At 64.9% G+C, this 25,282-nt stretch carries 21 protein-coding genes and 8 tRNA genes; 21 read left to right on the forward strand and 8 right to left on the reverse strand.

Annotation, left to right across the window (positions count from 1 at the left end; translation table 11 throughout):
* Nucleotides 1–101: 101 nt before the first annotated feature.
* The 3 genes from phoR to KHN93_RS05450 all read right to left on the reverse strand — a co-directional run bounded on the left by phoR (nucleotide 102) and on the right by KHN93_RS05450 (nucleotide 4,018).
* Nucleotides 102–1,430, reverse strand: a complete 1,329-nt coding sequence (gene phoR, locus KHN93_RS05440) for a phosphate regulon sensor histidine kinase PhoR (protein WP_212579238.1) — start codon at nucleotides 1,428–1,430, stop codon at nucleotides 102–104.
* Between the two features lie 77 nt (nucleotides 1,431–1,507).
* Nucleotides 1,508–2,197: a phosphate regulon transcriptional regulator PhoB gene (gene phoB, locus KHN93_RS05445; protein WP_002806631.1), complete on the reverse strand. Its 690-nt coding sequence runs from the start codon at nucleotides 2,195–2,197 to the stop codon at nucleotides 1,508–1,510.
* A gap of 174 nt (nucleotides 2,198–2,371) precedes the next feature.
* Nucleotides 2,372–4,018: a M48 family metalloprotease gene (locus KHN93_RS05450; RefSeq protein WP_039524077.1), complete on the reverse strand. Its 1,647-nt coding sequence runs from the start codon at nucleotides 4,016–4,018 to the stop codon at nucleotides 2,372–2,374.
* 148 nt (nucleotides 4,019–4,166) lie between these two features.
* On the opposite strand from KHN93_RS05450, the gene grxC reads away from it, so the two are divergent.
* From grxC to KHN93_RS05465, 3 genes are all read left to right on the forward strand, one after another.
* Complete coding sequence (gene grxC / locus KHN93_RS05455) at nucleotides 4,167–4,475, forward strand: glutaredoxin 3 (protein ID WP_016902239.1); 309 nt, start codon at nucleotides 4,167–4,169, stop codon at nucleotides 4,473–4,475.
* Nucleotides 4,472–4,867, forward strand: a complete 396-nt coding sequence (locus KHN93_RS05460; protein WP_039523858.1) for a carboxymuconolactone decarboxylase family protein — start codon at nucleotides 4,472–4,474, stop codon at nucleotides 4,865–4,867. The genes grxC and KHN93_RS05460 overlap by 4 nt, the downstream gene beginning before the upstream one ends.
* A 360-nt stretch (nucleotides 4,868–5,227) precedes the next feature.
* On the forward strand, nucleotides 5,228–6,235 hold the full coding sequence (locus KHN93_RS05465) for an isocitrate dehydrogenase (protein WP_005998180.1): 1,008 nt from the start codon (nucleotides 5,228–5,230) through the stop codon (nucleotides 6,233–6,235).
* 116 nt (nucleotides 6,236–6,351) lie between these two features.
* On the opposite strand, the gene KHN93_RS05470 is transcribed toward KHN93_RS05465, so the two are convergent.
* Nucleotides 6,352–7,113, reverse strand: coding sequence for a Bax inhibitor-1/YccA family protein (locus tag KHN93_RS05470; RefSeq protein WP_039523860.1), 762 nt, complete (start codon nucleotides 7,111–7,113; stop codon nucleotides 6,352–6,354).
* A 152-nt stretch (nucleotides 7,114–7,265) separates the two neighbouring features.
* Between KHN93_RS05470 and KHN93_RS05475 the strand changes: the two genes are divergently transcribed.
* From KHN93_RS05475 to KHN93_RS05495, 5 genes are all read left to right on the forward strand, one after another.
* Nucleotides 7,266–7,342 (forward strand) — tRNA-Pro (locus tag KHN93_RS05475).
* A 42-nt stretch (nucleotides 7,343–7,384) separates the two neighbouring features.
* A tRNA-Arg gene (locus tag KHN93_RS05480) sits at nucleotides 7,385–7,461 on the forward strand.
* A gap of 31 nt (nucleotides 7,462–7,492) precedes the next feature.
* Nucleotides 7,493–7,569: transfer RNA gene (locus tag KHN93_RS05485), tRNA-His, on the forward strand.
* A gap of 84 nt (nucleotides 7,570–7,653) precedes the next feature.
* Nucleotides 7,654–7,729: transfer RNA gene (locus KHN93_RS05490), tRNA-Lys, on the forward strand.
* Between the two features lie 201 nt (nucleotides 7,730–7,930).
* On the forward strand, nucleotides 7,931–8,389 hold the full coding sequence (locus KHN93_RS05495) for a hypothetical protein (RefSeq protein WP_244812207.1): 459 nt from the start codon (nucleotides 7,931–7,933) through the stop codon (nucleotides 8,387–8,389).
* Between the two features lie 125 nt (nucleotides 8,390–8,514).
* On the opposite strand, the gene KHN93_RS05500 is transcribed toward KHN93_RS05495, so the two are convergent.
* Nucleotides 8,515–9,810: a PAS domain-containing sensor histidine kinase gene (locus KHN93_RS05500; protein ID WP_212579239.1), complete on the reverse strand. Its 1,296-nt coding sequence runs from the start codon at nucleotides 9,808–9,810 to the stop codon at nucleotides 8,515–8,517.
* Between the two features lie 274 nt (nucleotides 9,811–10,084).
* Here KHN93_RS05500 and KHN93_RS05505 point away from each other — a divergent pair.
* The 10 genes from KHN93_RS05505 (at nucleotide 10,085) to KHN93_RS05550 (ending at nucleotide 19,403) form a co-directional block, all read left to right on the forward strand.
* Nucleotides 10,085–10,169 (forward strand) — tRNA-Leu (locus tag KHN93_RS05505).
* Nucleotides 10,170–10,370: 201 nt separating this feature from the next.
* Nucleotides 10,371–11,663 carry a trigger factor gene (gene tig / locus KHN93_RS05510; protein WP_039524079.1) on the forward strand — a complete coding sequence of 431 codons (1,293 nt, stop codon included), beginning with the start codon at nucleotides 10,371–10,373 and terminating at the stop codon, nucleotides 11,661–11,663.
* Nucleotides 11,664–11,761: 98 nt separating this feature from the next.
* Nucleotides 11,762–12,388 carry an ATP-dependent Clp endopeptidase proteolytic subunit ClpP gene (gene clpP / locus KHN93_RS05515; RefSeq protein WP_002806026.1) on the forward strand — a complete coding sequence of 209 codons (627 nt, stop codon included), beginning with the start codon at nucleotides 11,762–11,764 and terminating at the stop codon, nucleotides 12,386–12,388.
* A 125-nt stretch (nucleotides 12,389–12,513) separates the two neighbouring features.
* Entirely contained in the window at nucleotides 12,514–13,800 is a 1,287-nt protein-coding gene (gene clpX / locus KHN93_RS05520; protein ID WP_003483788.1) for an ATP-dependent Clp protease ATP-binding subunit ClpX, read from the forward strand.
* Between the two features lie 145 nt (nucleotides 13,801–13,945).
* On the forward strand, nucleotides 13,946–16,417 hold the full coding sequence (gene lon, locus KHN93_RS05525; protein ID WP_016904733.1) for an endopeptidase La: 2,472 nt from the start codon (nucleotides 13,946–13,948) through the stop codon (nucleotides 16,415–16,417).
* A 214-nt stretch (nucleotides 16,418–16,631) separates the two neighbouring features.
* The gene (locus KHN93_RS05530; protein ID WP_024938423.1) at nucleotides 16,632–16,904 is read left to right on the forward strand and encodes an HU family DNA-binding protein; all 273 of its coding nucleotides are present in this window, start codon (nucleotides 16,632–16,634) and stop codon (nucleotides 16,902–16,904) included.
* Nucleotides 16,905–16,915: 11 nt separating this feature from the next.
* Nucleotides 16,916–16,990, forward strand: a tRNA-Val gene (locus tag KHN93_RS05535).
* Nucleotides 16,991–17,018: 28 nt separating this feature from the next.
* A tRNA-Asp gene (locus KHN93_RS05540) sits at nucleotides 17,019–17,095 on the forward strand.
* A gap of 95 nt (nucleotides 17,096–17,190) precedes the next feature.
* Nucleotides 17,191–17,267, forward strand: a tRNA-Asp gene (locus tag KHN93_RS05545).
* Nucleotides 17,268–17,432: 165 nt separating this feature from the next.
* Complete coding sequence (locus KHN93_RS05550; protein ID WP_212579240.1) at nucleotides 17,433–19,403, forward strand: peptidyl-prolyl cis-trans isomerase; 1,971 nt, start codon at nucleotides 17,433–17,435, stop codon at nucleotides 19,401–19,403.
* A gap of 671 nt (nucleotides 19,404–20,074) precedes the next feature.
* Here KHN93_RS05550 and KHN93_RS05555 read toward each other — a convergent pair.
* Nucleotides 20,075–21,259, reverse strand: coding sequence for a lytic transglycosylase domain-containing protein (locus KHN93_RS05555; RefSeq protein ID WP_212579241.1), 1,185 nt, complete (start codon nucleotides 21,257–21,259; stop codon nucleotides 20,075–20,077).
* On the reverse strand, nucleotides 21,256–22,023 hold the full coding sequence (gloB, locus tag KHN93_RS05560) for a hydroxyacylglutathione hydrolase (RefSeq protein WP_104560258.1): 768 nt from the start codon (nucleotides 22,021–22,023) through the stop codon (nucleotides 21,256–21,258). The genes KHN93_RS05555 and gloB overlap by 4 nt, the downstream gene beginning before the upstream one ends.
* 12 nt (nucleotides 22,024–22,035) lie before the next feature.
* Between gloB and KHN93_RS05565 the strand changes: the two genes are divergently transcribed.
* Genes KHN93_RS05565 through dnaQ form a run of 3 tightly spaced genes read left to right on the forward strand, consistent with a single transcriptional unit; the run spans nucleotide 22,036 to nucleotide 23,930 of the window.
* Nucleotides 22,036–22,692, forward strand: coding sequence for a hypothetical protein (locus KHN93_RS05565; protein ID WP_047130391.1), 657 nt, complete (start codon nucleotides 22,036–22,038; stop codon nucleotides 22,690–22,692).
* 31 nt (nucleotides 22,693–22,723) lie between these two features.
* Nucleotides 22,724–23,176 carry a ribonuclease HI gene (rnhA, locus tag KHN93_RS05570; protein ID WP_024938428.1) on the forward strand — a complete coding sequence of 151 codons (453 nt, stop codon included), beginning with the start codon at nucleotides 22,724–22,726 and terminating at the stop codon, nucleotides 23,174–23,176.
* A gap of 19 nt (nucleotides 23,177–23,195) precedes the next feature.
* Entirely contained in the window at nucleotides 23,196–23,930 is a 735-nt protein-coding gene (dnaQ, locus tag KHN93_RS05575; protein ID WP_039523879.1) for a DNA polymerase III subunit epsilon, read from the forward strand.
* Nucleotides 23,931–24,537: 607 nt separating this feature from the next.
* Here the strand turns inward: dnaQ and KHN93_RS05580 are convergent.
* On the reverse strand, nucleotides 24,538–25,242 hold the full coding sequence (locus KHN93_RS05580) for a PP2C family protein-serine/threonine phosphatase (protein WP_024938430.1): 705 nt from the start codon (nucleotides 25,240–25,242) through the stop codon (nucleotides 24,538–24,540).
* Nucleotides 25,243–25,282: the final 40 nt, after the last annotated feature.

Raw genomic sequence — 25,282 nt, forward strand, 5'->3', positions numbered from 1 at the left:
AGATGGTGTGCGGCGTGACAGCGCAGCAGGTGCAGCGCAGGCAATGCAGCGCGTCGTGCGCGCGTGCATCGCACCGCGTTGCGGCGCGCACCTCTTACATATCACGCCGAACGTGACAGTGTCAGGGACTGATCGCGCTGCACGACGCGCGCAGCGACAAAATGGCATGAGAATTCGCTCCCGCGTCCGACTTCGCTTTCGATTTCCAGACGCGCCTGGTGCAGTCCCAGGATGTGCTTGACGATCGACAGCCCCAGTCCGGTGCCGCCGCTCTCGCGCGAGCGGCTGCTGGAGACGCGGTAGAAGCGCTCGGTGATGCGCGGCAGATGCGAGGCGGGAATACCGTAGCCGGTGTCGCGCACCGCCAGGGCCGCGCCATCGCCCTCGCGCACGAAGCGGATCGTCACCGTGCCGCCGCCGGGCGTGTAGCGCACCGCATTGGTGACCAGGTTGGAGAAGGCGCTATGCAGTTCCTTGTTGGAGCCGAGCAGGTCCACGCCGGCCTCGTCGAACACTTCCACGGTGTGGCGGCCCTGGCTGTGCGCTTCGGCCTCGCGCCGCAGCGTCGACAGCATCGGCGCCATCGCCACGTGTTCCTCGCCGAGTTCTTCCTGCGATTCCAGCCGCGACAGCGTCAGCAGGTCTTCGACCAGTTGCGCCATGCGCTGCGACTGCTTGCGCATCTCGGCCAGCATCGGGCCCGAATCGGGAAAGTCTTCCGGGTCGAGCATGTCCAGGTAGCCATGCACCACCGTCAATGGCGTACGCAACTCGTGCGAGACGTTGGCCACGAAGTCGCGGCGCACCTGCTCCAGCCGCAGCAGCTTGCTGACATCGCGCGCCACCAGCAGCCAGTAATCGTCGGAATAGGGGATCAGGCGCAGGTTCAGGCGCAGGTCCGGATCCACCGGCGAGGCGGCGTCGAGCATGGGCTCGGCATTGCGGCCGGCCGCCAGCCAGTGCGCCAGCGGCAACGGCTGCAACCGCTCCACCACCGACACGCCCATATCGCCCGGATGATGCAGCCCCAGCAGTCCGCCCGCGGCCCGGTTGAACCACTGCACGCGCTGGCTGTTGCGATCCACCACCACCACCGCATCCGGCAGTGCCTGCGCGGCGGCGCGGTAGGTGCGCAGCATCTCGATCAGGCGACGCTTGCGCCCGCGCATTTCGGCCTGGCTGCGATAGAGCAGGCGATCCAGCTCGTTCCAGGCGCCGATCCCGGCGGCGGGCTCGGCACGCTGGCGCGCGGTCAGGCGCTGCAGCACCTGGCGCAATCGCCAGTAATGCCAGGCCAGCACCCCCAGCGCGGTCAGCGTCAACGCCATCCACACATGCTCGATCAGCACGCCGACCAGCACGGCAGCGCCCAGCAACAGCGCGAGAGTGCCGAGCGTCTTGAGCCAGGCGGAACGGATATGTTGAGGCATGGAAGGCGTTACCACGGAGCGTCAGGTGGGCGTGCGAGCCAGCCCAGCGGCAGGGCCGACCGGCTGTGCGGCAAGCATTAGGTTGCCGAAGAGAAACGGTAGCCCGAGCCACGCACGGTCTGCACCATGTTTTCCAGGCCGAACGGTTCCAGCGTCTTGCGCAGGCGGCGGATGTGCACGTCGATGGTGCGCTCTTCCACATACACGCTGCCGCCCCAGACATGATCCAGCAGCTGGGTGCGGGTATACACGCGCTCGGGATGTGTCATGAAAAAGTGCAGCAGGCGGTATTCGGTCGGGCCGATCGGCACCGGCGCATCGCCGGCGAACACCCGGTGCGCGGCGCCGTCGATGCGCAGGCGGCCCACGGCCACGCTGCCGTCCTCGTCGTCCTCGCGGGTGCGGCGCATCACCGCGCGGATGCGCGCCAGCAACTCGCGCGCCGAGAACGGCTTGACCACGTAATCGTCGACCCCGGCTTCCAGGCCACCGACGCGGTCGTTCTCTTCGCCGCGCGCGGTCAGCATGATGATCGGAATCTCGCGGGTCAGCTGTTCCTTGCGCCAGCGCCGTGCCAGATCCAGCCCGCTGGTGCCTGGCAACATCCAGTCCAGCAGGATCAGGTCCGGCACGCGGTCGGCGATGGCGGTCTGCGCCTCGCGGGCATCGCCGGCATGGATGGGTTCGAACTCGCCTTTGCGCAGCGCGAACGCCACCATGTCGCGAATCGCGGGTTCGTCATCGACGATCAGAATGCGTTTTTGCACGCGGGGCTTACCGTCTGGCTTTAGGTTGATCGCCAGTAGACTACGGTTTTGTGACTCTAATGTGACATGCCTGAGGGCTGCCGCCGTGGTCAAAGCGGCCTGTGCCACTGGCAGGCGCGGTGCTGAACCCGTCGGCACGCGCCCGAATGACCGCTGCGCCAACCGTCACATGCGCTAGCGCGTCGACAGATCCGGGTCGCGGATGCCTTGCCGGCGCAGTTCCAGCACGGTCGGCGTGATCGCCGCGATGCGTGCATCCACCCGCGCCCGTGTCACATAGTCGAGATCTTTCTTCTTCAGCGCTTCCAGCTGGATCAGCGCCTGTTCCGGGCGTCCGTTCAAGTACGCAGCTTCGGCATAGGCCTCGCTGGCGCGCAGATGGTCGCCGGACAGCTCGCAGGCGCGTGCATAGGTCTGCTGCAACAGGGGATCTTCGCTGCTGCGATGCAGGAGTGGCTCCAGCACCTGGCGCGCGCGCTGGCCGGACTCCTTGCTGGCCTGCTCGTTGAGCGCGCCGGCATAGGTCAGCGCCACCGCGCGGTTGTTCGGCAGTTGCTTGAGCAGCGCGTCGAAACGCGCATTGGCCACCTCGCGCTGGCCCACCCGCGCCTGCGCCTCGCTCAGCCCCAGCGTCAGCCACAGGTTGTCGGGGTGCGCCTCCAGCAGGCTGGTCAGTTCGGCCACCGGCTCACCGGGCCGGCCGCCGCTGTTGCGCAGGCGTGCCAGCGCCAGCCCGTAGCGCTGCGCGTCGGTCAGGCCGTGCTTGGCACTGCGGCGCAGGGTCTCGTATTCGCGGATGGCCGCATCCGGCGTGGTGGCGCTGAGCACGCGCAGGCGTTCCTTGGCCCAGTCGAAGTTCTGCTGGTCGCCACTGCGACTCAGCGCATCCACCGGCAGCCGCAGCGCATATGGCAGCAGCGCGTTGCCGTTGCGGCTCAGCGGTTCTGACAGCGACGGGTCGGCCGGGTCCACCCGTTCCTGGCGTGTGCCGCCCGGCACCGAGGTGGTCAGCACCACGGTGTTCTTCTTCATCTGCTCGGCGCGCGCCTTGGCCTCGCTGATGCGGGTGACCGTGACCGGGTGGGTCTGCAGAAAGTCCGGCGCGCTGTAGCCGCCCTCGTTGGCGCGCATCGCCACCGACATGCGCTCGAAGAAGCCGGCCATCGCATCCACGTCGTAGCCGCTGCGCACCAGCGTGCGGATGCCCAGCCGGTCGGCCTCGGATTCGTTGGAGCGGGTGTAGTCGATCTGGCGCTGCTGCATCAGCCCCATCGCACTGGTGATGCCGGCCATGGTGGCATCGCCCTTGGAATTGCCGCCGGCCTGTTGCGCGGCGACCACCGCCGCCAGCATGCCGAGCAGGATCGGGATCTGGTCGCGCTGTGCCCGTTCCACCCCGCGCAGCACATGCTGCTGGGTGACGTGGGCGATTTCGTGCGACAGCACCGCGGCCACCTCGTCCTCGCGCTCGGCGGTCAACACCAGCCCGGCATTGACCGCGATATAGCCGCCCAGCGTGGCGAAGGCGTTGATCTGGCGGTCGCGCAGCATGAAAAACGTAAACGGCTGCTGCGGCTGGTCGCTGTTGGCGCCGAGCCGGGTGCCCATGGTCTGCAGCCAGTCGGTGATCAGCGGGTCGTCCAGCACGTAGTCGTAATTGCGCAACTCGGCCAGCATCATCTTGCCGTACTCGGCCTGGCGCGCCGGGGTCAGCAGCTCGCCGGCAGACGAGCCGATGTCGGGCAGGCGGTTTTCCTGCGCGGGTGCCACCCCGATGGCAACGGCCAGCGTGAGGGCGGTGGCGAGCGGTAGCAGGCGCAAGTGGAACTCCCAGGTGGTGCGCGGAGCATGCGGGCAGCACGGCGCGATGGCGTGAATCATCGGTTAATCCACAGTGTTGCGGTGACGACATGGAAATTCCAGTCGCCCGGTACCATTGTCAGACCTCAGACCAACCACGGAGTTTCCCGTGAGCCAAGATACCAACGTGCAGGATGCGGCCAGCGGCCCGCAGATCACCCTGTATTCCTCCGCGATCTGCCCGTACTGCGTGGCGGCCAAGAACTTCCTCAAGAGCAAGGGCCGGACCTGGACCGAGGTGCGCATCGACCTGGACCCGGCCGAGCGCAACAAGATGGTCGCGCTGGCCAAGCGCACCAGCGTGCCGCAGATCTTTGTCGGTGACGTCCATGTGGGCGGCTACGACGACATGATGGCGATGCACCGGGCCGGCAAGCTCGAGCCCTTGCTGGCCGGCAACACAGGCGGCCAGGCATGAGCGAGACCGGCGGCGGCAGCGACGACCGGCTGCGCGAGTTCACCGAATTCCGCCAGCGCATGAACCAGCGCATCCTGGCCGAGCCCAACCAGGTGGTGCGCCGATTCTTCGCGCTGGACACCCAGACCTACCAGGCGGGCGCGCTGGACGTGAAGACCAAGGAACTGCTCGGCCTGGTCGCCTCGATGGTACTGCGCTGCGACGACTGCATCAGCTACCACGTCGCCCAGTGCAAGGAGGCTGGTGTGACCCGCGAGGAATTCTTCGAAACCTTCTCGGTCGGCCTGGTGGTCGGCGGCTCCATCGTCATCCCCCATCTGCGGCGCGCGGTGGACTTCCTGGACCAGCTCGAAGGCGGCGCCCCGGCACCGGAGCAGCACGCGCACGGGTGATTGGTGCGGGAGTGGGGGAGTGGTGAGTCGGGATTCGTAACGGCGGGCGAGGGAGTGTGCCGCCTGCTGTTGGCGGCGTTGCCTTGGCGCGGTCCGATTTCGGCACCGCCCGCTGGCTGGGAGCAGGTGCTTTCTGGGCATCTGCACTGAAGTTGTTCCCGCATGCGGTGGTACACGCGGCCGTTTCTGCCGCCGTTTGCTGCACCGAATGGCCGTCGTGCGCATCCGGGGGCTCTTAGACCAAGGTCGGTTTGGGCGCCTTCACCGGCATCGGGCATAATTGCCTGTGAAACCTCCTTGCGCCGCTCTGCCGGGTATTGCGGCTGGCGCTCCCCCCTTCAAGTTCGGAAACCCAACGTTATGACGCAGACAATCACGGTCATCCGCGGCGACGGTATCGGCCCGGAGATCATGGATGCCACGCTGTTCGTGCTCGACGCGCTGCAGGCTGGCCTGACCTACGAGTACGCCGACGCTGGCCTGGTCGCGCTGGAAAAGCACGGCGATCTGCTGCCCGAGTCCACCCTGGCCTCGATCACCAAGAACAAGGTGGCCCTGAAAAGCCCGCTGACCACCCCGGTCGGCGAGGGCTTCAGCTCGATCAACGTCGCCATGCGTCGCAAGTTCGACCTGTACGCCAACGTGCGTCCGGCCAAGTCGTTCCCCAACACCAAGTCGCGTTTCGCCGATGGCGTGGACCTGATCACGGTGCGTGAGAACACCGAAGGCGCCTACCTGAGCGAAGGCCAGACCGTGTCCGAGGACGGCGAGACCGCGTTCTCCGGCGCCCGCGTCACCCGCAAGGGCTCCGAGCGCATCGTGCGCTACGCCTTCGACCTGGCGCGCGCCACCGGCCGCAAGAAGGTCACCGCGGTGCACAAGGCCAACATCATCAAGTCGACCTCGGGCCTGTTCCTGAAGGTGGCGCGCGATGTGGCCACGCAGTACCCGGAAATCGAATTCCAGGAAATGATCGTCGACAACACCTGCATGCAGCTGGTGATGCGTCCTGAGCAGTTCGACATCATCGTGACCACCAACTTGTTCGGCGACATCATCTCCGACCTGTGCGCCGGTCTGGTCGGCGGCCTGGGCCTGGCCCCGGGCGCCAACATCGGTGTGGACGCGGCGATCTTCGAGGCCGTGCACGGCTCGGCGCCGGACATCGCAGGGCAGGGCAAGGCCAACCCGTGCGCGCTGCTGCTGGGTGCCGCGCAGATGCTGGACCACATCGGTCAGCCGCAGAACGCCGAGCGCCTGCGCGAAGCGATCGTGGCCACCCTGGAAGCCAAGGATTCGCTGACCCCCGACCTGGGCGGCACCGGCAACACCATGGGCTTCGCCAAGGCCATCGCCAGCCGCCTCTGAGCGACACGGCGATAGCAAAAAAAAAGGGCGCCCAGGCGCCCTTTTTTTTGCGTTGAGTCCAGGGATTTGGGGGAATCGCTCTTACGAATCCCCAATCCCGACGCTCGATTCCCCGCTCAATTCCGCGACTGCAACTTCGACAGCAAGCGCAGGAACTCGATGTACAGCCACACCAGCGTCACCATCAGGCCGAACGCGCCATACCACTCCATGTGCTTTGGGGCGCCCTGTTCGACACCGCTTTCGATGAAGTCGAAGTCCAGCACCAGGTTCAGTGCAGCCACCACCACCACGAACAGGCTGAAGCCGATGCCGATCAGGCCGGAGTCGTGGATGAAGGGGATGCGCACGCCGAACAGGCCCAGCACGATGGTCGCCAGATACACCAGCGCAATGCCGCCGGTGGCTGCCACCACGCCCAGCTTGAAGTTCTCGGTGGCCTTGATCATGCCGCTGCGATAGGCAAACAGCAGCGCGAACATGGTGCCGAAGGTCAGCAGGACCGCCTGGAACACGATGCCGTTGAAACGCGCCTCGTAAACTGCCGAGATCGAGCCCAGGAAGAAGCCTTCCACCAGTGCGTACAGCGGCGCAGTGACCGGGGCCCAGGTCGGCTTGAAGCTGGTCGCCAGCGCGAACACCAGCCCGCCGATCGCGCCGGCGATCATGTACAGCCGCGCGGCAGGCAACGGAGCGCCATCGGCCCCGATCGACTGCGACCAGGCGAAAGCGGCGGTGACCACCGCCATCAGCAACAGCAGGCCGGTCTTGTTGACGGTGCCGTTGAGCGTCATCGCCTGACCATCGCGGGTGACTACCGAGCCGGAACCGAGGTCGAGGAAGGTGGATTCCCGAAGGGCGGGATTGCCGCTACGCATGCGTGTTCTCCATGAAATGTAGATGCCTGCCGACTTGGCGAGCGATGCCGCGAGGATACCGGATCGTCCGATTTACACAGAGTGATTGACAGCAAGGCCAATCATTCCCAAAATAGCCGACCTTTCCAGCCTTCGGGATTGAAAGGTCCCGCCGGGGTATAGCGCAGTCTGGTAGCGCGCCTGCTTTGGGAGCAGGATGTCGGGGGTTCGAATCCCTCTACCCCGACCATTCCGAGCTCTTGACGGCGTGGGAATGCGAAGTTCGGTCCGGGCGCCCGTAGCTCAACCGGATAGAGCACCGGCCTTCTAAGCCGGCGGTTACAGGTTCGAGTCCTGTCGGGCGCGCCATCGGCGGTGCGGTAGGAAGTAGGTTTCAGTGGTGGCTGTAGCTCAGCTGGTTAGAGTACTGGATTGTGATTCCAGATGTCGGGGGTTCGAGTCCCCTCAGCCACCCCACTGATTGCAGGAAAAGTTGGACCCGATGCATCGCGGGGTGTTGCAACGAAGCAAAAACGCGCATACAATGTGCGACCAGTTTCAGGGCCGTTAGCTCAGTTGGTAGAGCAGTTGACTCTTAATCAATAGGTCCAAGGTTCGAATCCTTGACGGCCCACCAAATAAAAGCACTTAGGCATCCGCCTAGGTGCTTTTCTTTTTGTGCTGAGGAGAAGATGACGCAGGGAATCGATTGCAGCTTCGCTGTCGTCTCGGTCGGCGGCCGCGGCGACGTAGTGTCGATCTCGGCCCGGCGCGATGTCTGGCCTACGTCAGGTGCGCAATCGCCACCGGTCGCCGCCGCCCGGCCGAGCGAGCGCACATGAGGTCTGAGGTGTCCGGAGCATTGCGGCATTCGATCCTGGGCCAGGTTGGCGTCTTCGCGATCGTCGGTCCTCCGCTCGGCGGGCTGCTGGGCCTGGCGCGATTGACCCGTTTCGACCTACAGACCGCGTTGTTGATCGTTGCCTGGTCCTACGGCCTGGTGTTGCCGGTGATTGCCTGCGCCGCGGCGGGATGGCTGTGCGCGCGCATCTGCGCCTGGTGGTATCGCGGGCGCCGCCCCAACCTGCTGGTCCACGTTGGCATCGGTGCGTTGAGCGGTCTGCTCTCGGCCGGGGTGATCGTGCTGCTGCTGGCGGTCATCGGCGGCTGGTCGATGATGTCTGATCGCGCAGTGATGCTGACGCTGCTGCAATGTGGGCTGGCGGCAGGTGGCGCCTGCGCCGTGTTTGTCTGGCTGATGTGGTCGCGCCTGGCAGTGTCGCCTCGCGCCGGGTGACGGGCCGCCAGGCAACGTCCATCAGCATGCGCAGCAAGAGGTTCTTTGCTGCACTGGATGGCGCTTACGACCTCGATGCGGTGCGCTACGCCTGATCGGCGACGGGCAACTGCAGCCGTGGTCGCTTACGGCGATGCGGCGGGCGCCGGCACCGCGCTCTGCTGCATGCGTGGGAACGCCAGCGTAAAGCACGCGCCCTGGCCGGGCGCCGATGTCACTTCCACAAAGCCACCTGCCTGACGGACCGCGCTGTACACCTGCGCCAACCCCAGGCCCGCGCCTTTGTCGGCATCCTTGGTGGTGAAATACGCTTCGAACAGGTGCGCCTGCACGTGCGCATCCATGCCATGCCCGTTGTCGGCCACGGCGATGGTGACGTAGTGCCCGGCCGGCCTGGCCAGGTTGGCCTGTTCTTCAGCGACCACGGCGTCGCCGGTCTCCACGCGAATGACGCCGCCACCCTGGCAGGCATCGCGGGAGTTGATCACCAGGTTCAAGATGGCGCGTTCCACCGTGTGGCGGTCGACCATTGCGCAGCATCCACCTTCGGCGGTGCGCAGCTGCAATTGCAGATCCGCGCCGATCACCTGTTCGAGCAAGGGGCCGAGCTGTTCGGTCAAGGCAGCCAGGTCCACCGATTCCGGGCTGTACGGATACTGCCGCGAAAACCCGACCAGGCGCTGTGCCATGACCGAGCCATGTTGAAGCGCCGCATCGGCCACGCTCAACAGCTTGGTGTCGTGCGCATCGATCCTGGCGCGCTGTACCACCAGCTCGATGGCCGAGGTTGCCGCCTGCAGCACGTTGTTCAAATCGTGCACCACGCCGGCCAGCAGTTGTCCCACCGCCTCGCCCTTTTGCGCCTGCTCGGAAATCTTTTCGGCGGCGCTCTGCGCGGCGCGCGCAATGTCCAGATCGCCTTCGATGCGCTCTTGCAGGTCGCGCAGGCTGTGCAGTTCGCTCGACAGCGAATGTTCGCGCGCTTGCGCCAGTCGCAGCACACCACTGGAAAATGCGCGCTCTGCGGTCAGGGTTGAATCCAGTGTGCGAAAGGCGGTCTCCAGTGCCCGGCGGTCGGAGATGTTCCTGCTCACCGCCAGGATCGCTTCCACCTTGCCAAGCGCATCGAACAGCGGGCTGGTGACGACCTGCCAGATCTGGCGCACGCCGGCGAAGTTCACGCTGGCGGCCTCGAATTCCTGGATCGAACCGGCGCGGGAGCCGGCGATGGCCGCATCCACCAGCTCGGCCGCTTCCGGCGGCCACAGGTCGCGCCAGGGCCGCGCGATCAGCTGATCTTGGTGGCTGGCGCGCAGTTCGGTCAGGCCATTGATGTTGATGGCCGTAATCCGCCCGTCGAGGTCGATCTCCTTGATGCAGTCGCGGGACAGGGCCACGATCTGCCGATAGCGATCTCTCATCGCGATGACTGCCTCTCACTGGTGTTAACGGAATTTTAGCGAATGCCAGCTTTACCCAGCGCTAGCGGGCGGAAGCAAGGTACGCCAGTGCGCGCCGAGTTACATGATGAATGTGTTTATCGTCGGCGCGTCGGACTCAGGGTCAGCCGCGCTTGCGCTGTTCGTCCAGGCGCGCAGGATGCAAGCCGTGGGCGACATTCAGCGGCGTTGTTGCTCCCGCGATGCTTTTTCTTTCCCGGCATCCCTGCAACAATGGCCGGGCAGGAACAGCATCGCGAAAGTGGCGGAATTGGTAGACGCACCAGATTTAGGTTCTGACGCCGCAAGGCGTGGGGGTTCGAGTCCCCCCTTTCGCACCAATGCAGTGCGGCCGTGCGTGTTCCGGCCGCTTCTCGCCGCAGGCCTGGGGTCTTTCCATTGCGCGGCGCGGTGACGCGTATTCCGCTGGCAGCGGCCGCCGTTATCGGCGAAACTACAAGGCTCGGCGGCTTTCTCGCCATCCGTCAACCCGCATCTTCCATCTCGTGCCGACGCTTGTGCAGTCGGTGGCAGGAGTCAACATGCAAGCATCGATCGAATCCACCGGCAATCTGGAACGCCGCCTGACCTTCACCCTGCCGCAGGAGCGCCTGGAGACGCATGTCGGTGGCCGCCTGCGCGAACTTGCGCGGACCACGCGTATCAAGGGTTTCCGCCCGGGCAAGGTGCCCACCAAGGTCATCGAGCAGCGCTTTGGTCAGCAGGTGCGTGCCGAGGCGATGGAAGGCCTGCTGCGTGAGACCTTCGATTCGGCGGTGCGCGAGCATTCGCTGCGTCTGGCCGGCAACCCGCGTATCGACCAGGGCGAGAGCGATTTCGACTTCGTCGCCACCTTCGAGGTGGTGCCGGATTTCGGCGATATCGATGTGGCCAAGCTGTCGGTGGTGCGTCATACCGCCGACGTGACCGATGCCGACATCGATCAGATGATCGAGAACCTGCGTCTGCAGCGCCGCACCTGGAACCCGGTCGAGCGCGGCGCGCAGGTCGGTGACCTGGTGGCGCTGGAGACCTGGTCGCAGGCCGGCGACGAGCGTCTGCCCGCCGAAGGCGTGGAGACCGGCAGCAGCGTGCTGGGCTCGGGCGTGATGTTCGACCAGATCGAAAAGGGCCTGGAAGGCCTGGCCAAGGGCGAAGACAAGACCCTGACCATCGACTTCCCGGCCGAATGGCGCGTGCCGCAGCTGGCCGGCAAGACCGTGCAGGTGCACGTCAAGGCGGTCGAGGTCTCCGAGCCGGTGTTGCCGGTGGTGGACAAGGAGTTCATCAAGAGCTTCGGCGTGAAGAGTGGCGATGCCGAGCAGTTCCGCGCCGACATCCGCACCAACCTGGAGCGCGAGCTCAAGGGCGCGTTGATGAACCGCCTGCGTCGCGAAGTGGGCGAGCAGCTGATCGCCGCCTATGCGCACGTGGAAATGCCGCCGCGCCTGGTCGAGAACGAAGCCCGTTCGATGCTGGCGCAGCAGGTCGAGCAGGTCCGCCGCAGCGGCCGCAACCCGGGCGAGATTCCGGCCGATGCCCACCAGGGTTTCATGGACGCGGCTGCCAAGCGCGTGCTGGTCGGTCTGCTGGTGGGCGAGGTGGCCCGTCGCAACGAGCTGCGCCTGGAATCCAAGCGCGTCAGCGAAACGCTGCGTCTGATCGCCTCGACCTACGAAGAGCCGGAACAGGTCATTGAGATGTACCGCAACGACCCCCAACTGATGAGTGGACTGCAGAGCCGTGTCATGGAAGAGCAGGTGATCGACTGGATCGCCGAGCGCGCCCAGCACACCGAGCAGTCGCTGTCGTTCCAGGACGCCATTCGGGTCTAAGGTAAGCGACCGCGTGACACCAACCCGCATCCCGATGGCTGGGATGCGGATGTCAAACCCGGGCATCGGCGCAAGCCGCTGCCATTACAGGAAGACTGATGAGCATTGTGACCAAAGCCCTGAACCTGGTGCCGATGGTGGTCGAACAGACCAGCCGCGGCGAGCGTGCGTATGACATCTACTCGCGTCTGCTGAAGGAGCGTCTGATCTTCCTGGTCGGTCCGATCGACGACCACATGGCCAACGTGATCGTGGCCCAGCTGCTGTTCCTGGAAGCGGACAACCCGGAAAAGGACATCAGCATCTACATCAATTCGCCGGGCGGCGTGGTCACCGCCGGCATGGCGATCTACGACACCATGCAGTACATCAAGCCGGACGTGAGCACCATCTGCGTCGGCCAGGCCGCCTCGATGGGCGCGCTGTTGCTGGCATCGGGTGCGGCCGGCAAGCGCTATGCGCTGCCGAACTCGCGCGTGATGATCCACCAGCCGCTGGGCGGCTTCCAGGGCCAGGCCACCGATATCGACATCCATGCGCGTGAGATCCTGACCCTGCGTTCGCGTCTGAACGAGATCCTGGCCAAGCACACCGGCCAATCCCTGGAGACGATTGCGCGCGATACCGAGCGCGACAACTTCAAGAGTGCGGTCGATGCGCAGGCCTATGGCCTGGTCGACCAGGTGCTGGAACGCCGTCCGGAAGAGTCGATCCAGCCGTCTTGATCGCCAGATTGCTGAAATTGCAGGAAAAACCGGCAGGGTCGGGCTGGGCGAATGTCCTCCCGACCCTGTGCTATTCTCGAAATCGAACCCCCGTGCATCGGGTGGGGTAACTGGGTAACAGAAGCATGAGCGAAGACCGCCAAGGTCGTTCCGGCGACAGCAACAAGATTCTCTACTGCTCGTTCTGCGGTAAGAGTCAGCATGAAGTCCGCAAGCTGATTGCCGGTCCCAGCGTATTCATCTGCGATGAGTGCGTTGAGCTGTGCAACGACATCATCCGCGAGGAACTCGAAGAGAAGGCGCAGTCGGCACGCTCCAGTCTGCCCAAGCCACGCGAGATTCTCGAGGTGCTGGATCAATACGTGATCGGGCAGTTGCGCGCCAAGCGCACGCTCGCCGTGGCGGTGTACAACCACTACAAGCGTATCGAGAGCCGCAGCAAGAACGATGACGTCGAGCTGGCGAAATCCAACATCCTGCTGGTCGGTCCGACCGGCTCGGGCAAGACGCTGCTGGCCGAAACGCTGGCGCGCCTGCTCAATGTGCCGTTCACGATCGCCGATGCCACCACGCTGACCGAAGCCGGCTATGTCGGCGAAGACGTGGAAAACATCATCCAGAAGCTGCTGCAGAAGTGCGATTACGACGTCGAGAAGGCCCAGCAGGGCATCGTCTACATCGACGAAATCGACAAGATCTCGCGCAAGAGCGAGAACCCGTCGATCACCCGCGACGTGTCCGGCGAAGGCGTGCAGCAGGCGCTGCTGAAGCTGATCGAAGGCACGGTGGCCTCGGTGCCGCCGCAGGGCGGTCGCAAGCATCCGCAGCAGGAATTCCTGCAGGTCGACACCAAGAACATCCTGTTCATCTGCGGCGGCGCGTTCGCCGGGCTGGACAAGGTGATCCAGCAGCGTTCCAACGATGCCGGCGGCATCGGCTTCGGTGCCAAGGTCAAGAGCAGTGAGCGCAAGCAGGAAGTCGGCAAGATCCTGGCCGAGGTTGAGCCGGAAGATCTGATCAAGTTCGGCCTGATCCCCGAGTTCGTCGGCCGCCTGCCGGTGGTCGCCACGCTCGAGGAACTGGACGAGCCGGCGCTGATCAAGATCCTGACCGAGCCCAAGAACGCCATCACCAAGCAGTTCAAGAAGCTGTTCGATATGGAAGGCGTGGAGCTGGAGTTCCGCCCCGATGCGCTGTCGGCGATCGCCAAGAAGGCGCTCAAGCGCAAGACCGGCGCGCGTGGTCTGCGCACCATCGTCGAATCGGTGCTGCTGGACACGATGTACGAGCTTCCCTCGCAGGAAAATGTCAGCAAGGTGGTGGTGGACGAGTCGGTGATCGAGCACAAATCCGAGCCGTACCTGATCTACCAGGCGCAACCGGCGCCGGCCAAGGCCGCGTCCGGCGACTGAGGCCTGGATGCCGCTGCGCCGGGCCCCGGCCTCGCTCGCGGATAAAGGGTTTCCGAACGCTACTTGCAACACCTCGCCGATGGCCCCATAACGGGGCCATCGGCTTTTTTTACGCCCCAAAACCCCCATTCCTGCGGAGCGCCCCATGGCCCAGTCCCAACCAGAAGTTCTCGATCTGCCGGTGTTGCCGCTGCGCGACGTGGTGGTGTTTCCGCACATGGTGATTCCGCTGTTCGTCGGCCGTGACAAGTCGATGCGCGCGCTGGAAAAAGCCATGGAGGCGGACAAGCGCATCCTGCTGGTTGCGCAGAAGTCGGCCGAAACCGACGACCCGACCGCCAGCGACCTCTATACCGTCGGCACGCTCGCGCAGGTGCTGCAGCTGCTCAAGCTGCCCGACGGCACCATCAAGGTGCTGGTTGAAGGTCTGTCGCGGGTCACCGTCGACAAGGTCGTCGAGCTGGATGGCGCGCTGCAGGGCCAGGGCATCGAGATCGAAGCCAGCGACGCGCGTGAGCCGCGCGAAGTGGAAGCCATCGCGCGTTCGCTGATGTCGCTATTCGAGCAGTACGTCAAGACCAACCGCAAGCTGCCGCCGGAGCTGCTGCAGACCCTGGCCGGCATCGACGAGCCGGGCCGCCTGGCCGACACCATCGCCGCGCACATTGGCGTGCGCCTGGCCGACAAGCAGCGCCTGCTGGAAATCACCGAGATCGGCGAGCGGCTGGAGCTGCTGGTCGGGCTGGTGGACGGCGAGATCGACGTACAGCAGCTGGAAAAGCGCATCCGCGGCCGCGTCAAGTCGCAGATGGAAAAGAGCCAGCGCGAGTACTACCTCAACGAGCAGATGAAGGCGATCCAGAAGGAGCTGGGCGATCTAGACGATGCGCCGGGCGAGCTGGAGGAGCTGGCGCGCAAGATCGCCGAGGCGGGCATGCCCAAGCCGGTCGAGACCAAGGCCAAGGCCGAGCTCAACAAGCTCAAGCAGATGTCGCCGATGTCCGCCGAGGCGGCCGTGGTGCGCAACTATCTGGACTGGCTGCTGGGCGTGCCGTGGAAGAAGCGCACCAAGGTCCGCAAGGACCTGAAGGTCGCAGAGGACACCCTGGACGCCGATCACTACGGCCTGGACAAGGTCAAGGAACGCATCCTCGAGTATCTGGCCGTGCAGTCGCGCGTAAAGCAGATGAAGGGGCCGATCCTGTGCCTGGTCGGGCCGCCGGGCGTGGGCAAGACCTCGCTCGGGCAGTCGATCGCCAAGGCGACCAACCGCAAGTTCGTGCGCATGAGCCTGGGCGGCATCCGCGACGAGGCCGAGATCCGTGGCCATCGCCGGACCTATGTCGGCTCGATGCCCGGCCGCCTGGTGCAGAACCTCAACAAGGTCGGCAGCAAGAATCCGCTGTTCCTGTTGGACGAGATCGACAAGATGTCGATGGACTTCCGCGGCGACCCGTCCTCGGCGCTGCTGGAGGTGCTCGACCCCGAGCAGAACAACTCCTTCAACGACCATTATCTGGAAGTGGACCTGGACCTGTCGGAGGTGATGTTCGTCGCCACCTCCAACTCGCTCAACATTCCCGGTCCGTTGCTGGATCGCATGGAAGTCATCCGCATCCCCGGCTACACCGAGGATGAGAAGCTCAACATCGCCATGCGTTACCTGGTGCCCAAGCAGATCAAGGCCAATGGCCTGAAGCCGGAAGAGATCGAGATCGGGAGCGATGCGATCCAGGACATCGTGCGCTACTACACGCGCGAATCGGGCGTGCGTAACCTCGAGCGCGAAGTCGCCAAGATCTGCCGCAAGGTGGTCAAGGAAATCGCGCTTGCCGGCCCGCAGCCGGACGCCAAGAAGGTGGTCGCCAAGAAGGGCAAGCCCAAGGCGCTGGTCACGGTCAACGCGAAGAACCTCGACAAGTATCTGGGCGTGCGTCGCTTCGATTTCGGCCGTGCCGAAGAAGAAAACGAAATCGGCCTGGTGACCGGCCTGGCCTGGACCGAAGTCGGCGGCGAGCTGCTGCAGGTCGAGTCCACGCTGGTGCCTGGCAAGGGCAACCTGATCCTGACCGGTCAGCTCGGCAACGTCATGAAGGAATCGGCGTCGGCCGCCTTGTCGGTGGTGCGTTCGCGCGCCGAGCGACTCGGCATCGATGTGGATTTCCTGCAGAAGCAGGACGTGCACGTGCACGTGCCCGACGGCGCGACACCGAAGGATGGCCCGAGTGCCGGTATCGCGATGGTGACCTCGCTGGTGTCGGTGTTGACCAAGGTGCCGATTCGCGCCGATGTGGCGATGACCGGCGAGATCACCTTGCGTGGTCGCGTCTCGGCGATCGGGGGCCTGAAGGAGAAGTTGCTGGCAGCGTTGCGCGGTGGCATCCGCACCGTGCTGATCCCCGACGAGAATCGCAAGGATCTTGCCGACATCCCGGCCAACGTGACGCGCGATCTGAAGATCGTGCCGGTCAAGTGGATCGACGAAGTGCTGGATCTTGCGTTGGAACGTCCGTTGGCACCGAAGAAGGCGGGTAAGGAAAAGGCCCGCAAGACGGCTTCGCGGGTTGCGGTTCGCGGCAAGTCGCGCACTACTCCGGGTACCCGCGTCAAGCACTAAAACCGCTTGTCTAAACCCAGGCAAAACAAGCCAAAACCCGCGTCGTTATTGGGTTTTGGCTTGCGTGCGGTTGGGGGCGCTGGTATAAATGCACGACTCGTGGGCGCGGCAAATTGTGATGCGTCACGCGATACCACTTGTGTCGGGTTCTTCGCTAACGGCAAGAGCGCCGATTGTCGATTCCGCGGCATCTGCCGCAAAGGGAGTTTCAAGAATGAATAAAACCGAATTGATCGATGGCGTTGCCGCTGCCGCTGACATCTCCAAGGCTGAGGCCGGCCGTGCTGTTGACGCGGTTGTGAGCGAAATCACCAAGGCGCTGAAGAAGGGCGATGCCGTCACCCTCGTTGGCTTTGGCACCTTCCAGGTCCGCGCGCGCGCTGAGCGTACCGGCCGCAATCCGAAGACCGGCGACAGCATCAAGATCGCTGCTTCGAAGAATCCTGCATTCAAGGCTGGCAAAGCCCTGAAGGATGCAGTAAACTAATCGACTCGCTAGGGTGCTTAGCTCAGCGGTAGAGCGTCTCCCTTACACGGAGAGGGTCGGGGGTTCGAAACCCTCAGCACCCACCATTAAGCACCAGGCAAATGTTTCAAGCGCGGAGCGGTAGTTCAGCTGGTTAGAATGCTGGCCTGTCACGCCGGAGGTCGCGGGTTCGAGTCCCGTCCGCTCCGCCAGTTATACCGAAGCCCCTGAGCGATTGGGGGCTTCGTTTTCTCCACCGCATTCGCATTGCGGAAATGGTGGGGAAGCAGCAGTCCAAGTTTAAAGCGGAGCGGTAGTTCAGCTGGTTAGAATGCTGGCCTGTCACGCCGGAGGTCGCGGGTTCGAGTCCCGTCCGCTCCGCCAGTTATGCAAAGCCCTCGGCTCCGTGCCGGGGGCTTTTTTTTGGCCGCTATCGCGGTAATTGCGCGCCGAAAGCCATGCCGGATCCGGTACGGTGCGGGATTGGGCTGGGTGCCCGGCGTCAGGCGCGTTACACTGCGCGGCTCGCCCACAGGCCGTGATTTGCCAATGCTGCAGAAACTTCGCGACAAGACGTCAGGCTGGATCGCTACCGCCATCCTGGGGTTGCTGATGATTCCGTTCCTGTTCGTCATCGACAACAGCTACCTCGGCGGCATTGGCGCCAATAACGTGGCCAAGGTGCAGGCGCCACCGACATGGTGGAAATCGGCACCGTCGTGGTGGCCGGTCTCGCTGCTGTGGCAGCACCATGAAATCAGTACCCAGGATTTCCGCGCCCGCTTCGAGCAGGCGCGCATGCAGGAACGGCAGCGCCAGGGCGAGAATTTCGATCCGCGCACGTTCGAATCGCGCGAAAACAAATTGCAGGTACTCGACCAGTTGGTCGATGAGCAAGTCGTGCGTCTGGGTGCCGAAGATGCCGGCATCGTGATCGGCGATGCGACGGTGCGCGATTACATCGCCGGCATTCAGGCGTTCCAAGTCGACGGCAAATTCAGCCCCGACCAGTACCGCGCTGCACTTGCGCAGGGCACGCCGCCGCGCACGCCGGCGCAGTTCGATGCGTTGGTGCGCGACAGCTTGCAGCAGTCAGTGATTCCGCAGGCGATCGCCGAGTCGGGCTTTGCGACCAAGGCAGAGTTCGAGCGCTTGCTCAAGCTGATGGGCGAAACGCGCGACGTGCAGCTGGCCATGCTGCCGCCACCGGCCGCCGATACCGCGCCGGTCAGCGATGCACAGATCAAGCAGTGGTACGACGGGCATACCCAGGATTTCCGTCAGCCGGAGACGGTGACGATCGAGTATGTCGAACTCGATGCCGCCAAGTTGCCGCCGGCAACCGCCGCTGACGAGGCGACGCTGCGCAAGCGCTATGACGAAGAGAAGGCGCGTTTTGTTGAGCCGGACCAGCGTCTGGCATCGCACATCCTGATCACCGCCGGTAGCGATCCTGCCGCGCAGAAAGCCGCCGAGGAAAAAGCAGCCAAGCTGGCTGCGGAAGCCAAGCAGCCGGGCGCCGATTTCGCCGCGTTGGCCAAGGCCAATTCGCAGGACCCCGGTTCCCAGGGCGCCGGTGGCGATCTTGGCTGGGTGGAGAAGGGCACGATGGTCAAGCCGTTCGAAGATGCCTTGTTCTCGATGAAGGCTGGCGAGGTGGTCGGCCCGATCAAGAGCGAGTTCGGTTACCACGTGATCCAGCTGCGCGAGGTCAAGGGCGGCCAGGGCAAGTCGTTCGAGCAGGTGCGCGATCAGCTCGCCGCCGAGCAGCTCAAGGCCGATGCCGACAAGGCGTTTACGGATGTGAGCGGCAAGCTGGTGGATCAGGTCTACAAGAATCCCACCGCGCTGGAGCCGGCAGCCAAGCAGGTCGGTCTGCCGGTGCAGACGCTGGGCCCGTTCTCGCGCGCTGATGCCAGCGGTATCGCGGCCAATCCGGCGGTGCTGCGTTCGGCATTCTCCGAAACGCTGGTGCAGGACGGCACGGTGAGCGATCCGATCACCATCGGGCCGAACCACAGCGTGGTGTTGCGTGTGACCAACCACACCGCCGAGGCGGCCCTGCCGATGGACAAGGTGCGCGAGAAGGTAATCGCCGCCGTCCGCGCGGACCGCACCGAGAAGGCCGCCGCGGCGGCTGCCGACGCATTGCTGGCACGTGTACAGAAAGGCGAGACCCTGCAGGCGCTGGCCGCCAGCGAGAAGTTGCAGGTGCAGCCGATCCCGGGCTTGCCGCGTACCGCGCCGATTCCGACCCCGGCGGCAAACCGCGCCATCTTCAGCGCGCCGCGTCCGACCGACGGCAAGCCGTCGGTGGGTAAGGTGGAGCTGGATGGCGGGCGCTTTGCGGTGTTCGTTATCAGCAAGGCGACACCGGGCGACCTGAAGCAGATGCCGGCCGAGCAGCAGACCATGCTGCGCGAGCAGCTGAGCCAGATTGACGGCAACAACGCGGCGCAGGCGTACGTCAAGGAAATGCGCAAGCGCTACAAGATCCAGATCGAAGAGGCGCAGCTGTAACCGCTGCTGTTCGACTGGTGGAGAAAGAGCCCGGGGAACCGGGCTTTTTCTTGGCCGATGCCGTGGGCGGGTGCCAGCGTTTCGTGCGGAGTGTCCGGTCGGTGGCGCTGCGGCGAGTCTGTGGTCGCGTGGACCAGGCACTGGATGCCCGCAGCAACTGGCACAGGCTGTGATGGCCCGCCGCAACTGATCTGACGTCATGCGCATTGCCATCGGTTCGAGACAGGTCTGCCGGCGTTGCGAATTTCGCGCGTCAGGATTGCAGGCGTGCGTGTGCGAAGACGTGCGTCATTCAAACGTGCCGATTTGCCGGGCCAATCTGCCAGGTCAGAAAAGCCAGCGTCGGGTTGCGCGTTTGATGCGCCTACGGGTGGCTGCATGTCGGTTGGCGGCAGATGCTGCAGGCGCGCTCAATCAACTGCGATGTCGGTCGGCTTGCAGCGATAGCGGGTTAATCGGCTGCGAGTACGTCCGTTCCCGACTCCACATAGGTTTCCAATTCCGTATGGCATCGCTGCAGCGGCGCAGGCAAAGGTAAGTTTCAGGCGCTCTCTTCGCATCCGACCGTCGCCTGCGCGGCGCGGTGATCAACTCCCCGTGCAAGGTCGACGAAAAGCATGCAGCTGTAGTGTCAGCGGCGCCGGAACAGCGCCGAAGACAGGCGGCTTGCGTCAGGGTGTGTCTTCGAACGACAACACCATGCCGGGCTTCAGCACGGCGCGCTTGTCCAGGCCATTGCTGGTCAGCAGTGTCGTGACGGTCACGCCATAGCGGCGTGCGATGGCCCAGGCGGATTCGCCGTTGCGCACCGTATGCGTGGTGCGCGCTTGTGGCCTGGATGCCTTCGTCGCCGCGGCGGCAACGACCGTGGGAGCGGCAGCGTTGTTGTCGGCAATGCTGCCCGCGTCGGCAGATGCGACCACGGCGCCTGTCGCACCTGGCTGCGCAGGTGCGATCGGGGCGAGCACGTGCACGCCGCGCGGCGCGGCGCGGGCGCTGGCTAGCGCCGGATTCAGCCGGGCCAGCAGCTGCGGCTCGATGTCGCGTTGTCCGGCAAAGGCGTTGAGGCTGGTGCCGGCCGGCAATGCATGTTCGGTGAGTACCGGTACCGGGCGGTCGAGCGAGGTCAGCAGATTGCCTTGCTGCTGCGCATGGTCTAGCACACAGGCGAGCGCGTGCAGCTTTTCCACGTACTCATAGGTGACCTTGGACATGCCGGGCAATTCGGATGGGCGAGCGTTCTGCGCGTTCATGCCGGCCGTACGCATGGCCTGCAGCACGCGATACTCGCCCGCGTTGTAGGCCATCAGCGCTAGGCGCCAATCGCCGCCGAACATGCCATACAGCGTCTTGAGATAACGCACCGCCGCAGTGGTGGAGTCCACTGCCGAGAGGCGGCCGTCGTATTGCGCGCCAACCGGCACATGATGGTTGCGCGCAGTGGTGGCGATGAACTGCCAGAGGCCGGCGGGGCCGCTGCCGTTGCGGGCGCCCGGGCGATAACCGCTTTCGACGAACGGAATCAGTGCGAATTCGGTCGGCCTGTCGGCTTCGCGTAGTTCATCGACCACGTAGCCAAACAGCGGCAAGACATCCTGTGCGTCGTCCGCCAGGCGGGCCGGCGCGCGCGAGAAATGTTGTTCCCAGCGCGTATCGCTATGCTCGCTGTCGCAGCCAGGATCGGCGCGACCGTCCAGGAACGACGAAAAGATCTCCCGGCCGTTGCGCACCTCGGGCGTGGCGGTCTGGGTGATCGGGCTCTCTGCGGGTTTGGGGCGGCTTGCGTCGTTGGACGATGCGGCTGCGGGTGCGATGACCGCCGACGCGGTCAGCACTGCTAGAAGCAGGCGCCTCATGCGCGAAATTCGTCTTTCCAGCGCCGAAGTTCGGCGAAAACGTCAACTTCAGAGGAAATTGCCCCGCCTGCGCGCGATGCCACCGCAGCGCGGATTTCGGGACTGCCGGTGCGTAAGAACGGATTGGTGGCCAGTTCACTCTTGAGCGAAATCGGCAGGGTAGGACGGGCTGCATAACGCATGGCCTGGGCTTCCTGTTGACGGCGCTGCAAGGCAGCGTTGGTGGGATCGACGTGCAGCGCAAAGGCCGCATTGGCCAAGGTGTATTCATGGCCGCAACACACGAGCGTTTCGCCAGGCAGGGAGGCCAGGCGCTGCAACGCGTCGAACATCTGAGGAGCGGTACCTTCGAACATCCGCCCACAGCCTAGGCTGAACAGGGTATCACCGCTGAACAGATGGCGGTCGGTGACGAAGGCGATATGGCTGCGGGTATGGCCGGGCACTTCCAGCACATCGAAGCTGCTGCCGAGCAGGCTCAAGCGGTCGCCCTGACCCACGCGGTGAGCGTCTGCAGGGATGCGTTCGTCGGCCGGACCGTACAGCGCAAGGTCCGGCCAACGCTGCTGCAGCGCTGCCACGCCGCCAATGTGGTCGGCATGGTGGTGGGTCAGCAGGACGGCGCTGGGGCTGAAGCCTTCGCGCTCTGCGGCGGCGAACACCGGCTCGGCCTGGCCCGGATCTACGATGACTGCACGGCCATCGCTGGCGACCAGCGCCCAGATGTAGTTGTCGTCGAATGCGGGCAGGGCGGTCAGTCGCATAGAATTGGGACCATGCCTGCCACGCCATTCTCCCGTCAAGCTGGCGTCTCATCCTGGTTTGAAACAGGTGCAGGGCGCAGCCTGCTCCTGCTGGAACGCAAATTGGCGCTAGCGGCGTTGCAAACGCGTCCGTCGCAGCCCTGGCTGTGGCTGACGCCGACGCCCGAGCTGCCGCCGCGCGAGCTGCTGCAAGGGCGCGGGCTGCGGCTTACTCGCAACGCTGGCCGCTTTGCGGGCGATGCGCGCTGCGCCATGCCGTTTCCGTTGCCGACCGAAAGCCTGCAGGCCATCGTGGTGCAGCATGCGGTGGTGGGCGGCGCGGCGGAATTCCTTGCCGAATGCGAGCGGTTGCTGATGCCGGGCGGCCGGCTTTGGCTGTTCACGCTCAATCCGCTGAGCCCGTATCGCTTTCGCTGGGCGCGGCGCGGTCCGGTGGCGTTGCGGCCGGATCGCTGGCGGCTGTTGGCGCAGCGTGCGGGGCTGCAATGCGTGGAGACCGAGCGCTACCTGGGGCCGATCTGGCGCACCGGGCGTGGCGTTACCGGCACCGATCGCGCACCCTGGCGCGCGGTGTATCTGCTCGAAGTGGAAAAGCGCGCCGCCGCTTCGATCGGGCCGACCCCGATCGCGATGCCCTCGCGCTGGCCGCAGCCTGTAGCCACGATCTGACGACCGACCACTTTCCAAACACCAGAAGCTGATGAAATCCATTGAAGTGCATACCGACGGCTCCTGCCTCGGCAATCCCGGGCCGGGTGGTTGGGCGGCCCTGTTGCGTTACAACGGCCGCGAGAAGGAATTGTCCGGCGGCGAAGCCACATCCACCAACAACCGCATGGAGTTGATGGCGGCAATCATGGCGCTGGAAACGCTCACCGAGCCATGCCAGATCGTGCTGCATACCGACTCGCAATACGTGCGCCAGGGCATCACCGAGTGGATGTCCGGCTGGGTGCGCCGCGGTTGGAAAACCGCCGGCGGCGACCCGGTCAAGAACCGTGAACTGTGGGAGCGGCTGCATGCGGCCACGCAACGCCACAGCATCGATTGGCGTTGGGTGAAAGGCCACAATGGCGACCCGGACAACGAGCGCGTCGACGTGCTCGCCCGCAATCAGGCCATCGCCCAGCGCGGTGGCAGCGCAACCGCGTAAGCAATCAGCAAGAGGATTCATGCGTCAGATCATTCTCGATACCGAAACCACCGGCCTGGAATGGCGCAAGGGCAACCGCGTCGTCGAAATCGGAGCAGTGGAGCTGCTGGAGCGGCGCCCGAGCGGCAACAATTTCCATCGCTACCTGAAGCCCGATTGCGATTTCGAACCCGGTGCGCAGGAAGTGACCGGATTGACCCTGGAGTTCCTGGCCGACAAGCCGCTGTTTGCCGATGTGGTCGAGGAGTTCCTGGCCTACATCGACGGCGCGGAGCTGATCATCCACAACGCCGCGTTCGATCTGGGCTTCCTGGACAACGAGCTGTCGCTGCTGGGCGACAACTACGGCCGTATCGTCGAGCGCGCCACCGTGGTGGATACCCTGATGATGGCGCGCGAGCGCTATCCGGGGCAGCGCAACTCGCTGGATGCCTTGTGCAAGCGGCTGGGCGTGGACAACTCGCATCGCCAGTTGCATGGCGCCTTGCTCGATGCGCAGATCCTGGCCGATGTGTACATCGCGCTGACCTCGGGCCAGGAAGAGATCGGCTTTGCCAGCGCCGATACCGGCCAGCGCAGCGAGCATGGCGAGGGCATGATCACCTTCGATCCGGCGCTGCTGTTGCCGCGCGCACGGGTGGTGGTAACCGCGTCGGAGTCGCAGGCGCACGAGGCGCGCCTGGCGCACCTGCGCAAGAAGGCCGGGCGCGCGTTGTGGGATGCGCCGGTTGAAGAGGTGGCTGCTGCCGGGTAGTGCTGCTGTCGGCAACGGGTGTCCGGCTGTCGCGCGGGGCGGCGATGTGGTGGGAGTGCAGTGCGCCGCTGAAGCCTGGCGATTCTGGGCGCGAGTAGTGCGCACATGATGGCTTCCGTGCGGGTTCGATGTCCGCGCTTGGCGCGGCTAACAGCTACTTCGATCCGATCTATCGCGGAGCGCGATGAGCTTGCTCTTGGCTGCAGGCCGGTGATCTGTGGCCTGGCTGCAGGGCCCTTGCCCGCCCACCATCGCAGGACACGCCGCGAGTACGTCCTTGTAGGCTCTTACGCGGCATCCATGCCGCGTAAGGTCCCGCGACGGTGGGCGGGCAAGGACCAGTCGAGATTGTCGGTGTGCATGGTGTTCAACCAGGTAGCCGACTCCTGCTCTGGTGCAGCGCTCTTGCCGGTTCCGGGCCCCTGGGCGGCCTGGCCTGGATGCTGCCAGCGAGTCTTCAGGGCTAGATTGACGGCGTGGTCCGCAGGCGGTGAGGACAACGCACCCTCGACCGACCAGGCGCTTGTCTGCCTTCAACCAGATGCGGGCCAACAACACCCTTGCGCTCACCGCCAGCCGGGCGCTCGCTAGGTCTTGTTGGCCGCTTTCAGTAGCTGCGCACCAGGATCGCGGTGATGTTGTCCGATCCACCGCCATCGAGTGCGGCGGCGACCAGGCATTCGACACATTCCTGTGCGCTGCAATCGGCTTGCGACAGGGTCGCGGCGATCGCGGCATCGTCGACTTCTTCGGTGAGGCCGTCGCTGCACAGCAGCAGCTGCATGCCGGATTTGAGTTCGCCCTGCATGGTGGCGACATTGAGGTGGACTGGATCGGTGACGCCCAGCGCCTGGGTCACCACGTTGCGATGCGGATGCGCGCGCGCCTGCTCGCTGGTCAGCGTGCCCTGGGCGATGAGTTCCTGCACATAACTATGGTCCTGGCTCAGCTGCGCCAGCCGTCCGTCGCGCCACAGGTAGGCACGGCTGTCGCCGACCCATGCCACTTCGAAGCGCTGGCCCAGCACGCGCGCAGCGACGACGGTGGTGCCCATCGGCAAGGTGTCGTTGCAGCGGCGCGAGGTCTTGATGATCTCTTCGTCGGCGATGCGTACCGCCTGGGCCAGCGGGGTGCCGGCGCGCACCTCGCGCACGATGGTTTCGCGTGCCAGGGCGCTGGCCACTTCGCCGCAGGCATGCCCACCCATGCCATCGGCCACCAGCCACAGCCCCAGCTCGCTGTCGCCGTAGTACGTGTCCTCGTTGAGGTCACGGCGCAGGCCGACATGGGTAAGGTGTCCGAATTCGAGCATGGGGGCGGGTCGCCAATGGAGGAGGTGCGTGACCATCATC

Source organism: Xanthomonas arboricola pv. juglandis, from assembly GCF_905367715.1.
In the GTDB taxonomy this organism is placed as follows: Bacteria; Pseudomonadota; Gammaproteobacteria; order Xanthomonadales; family Xanthomonadaceae; genus Xanthomonas; species Xanthomonas arboricola.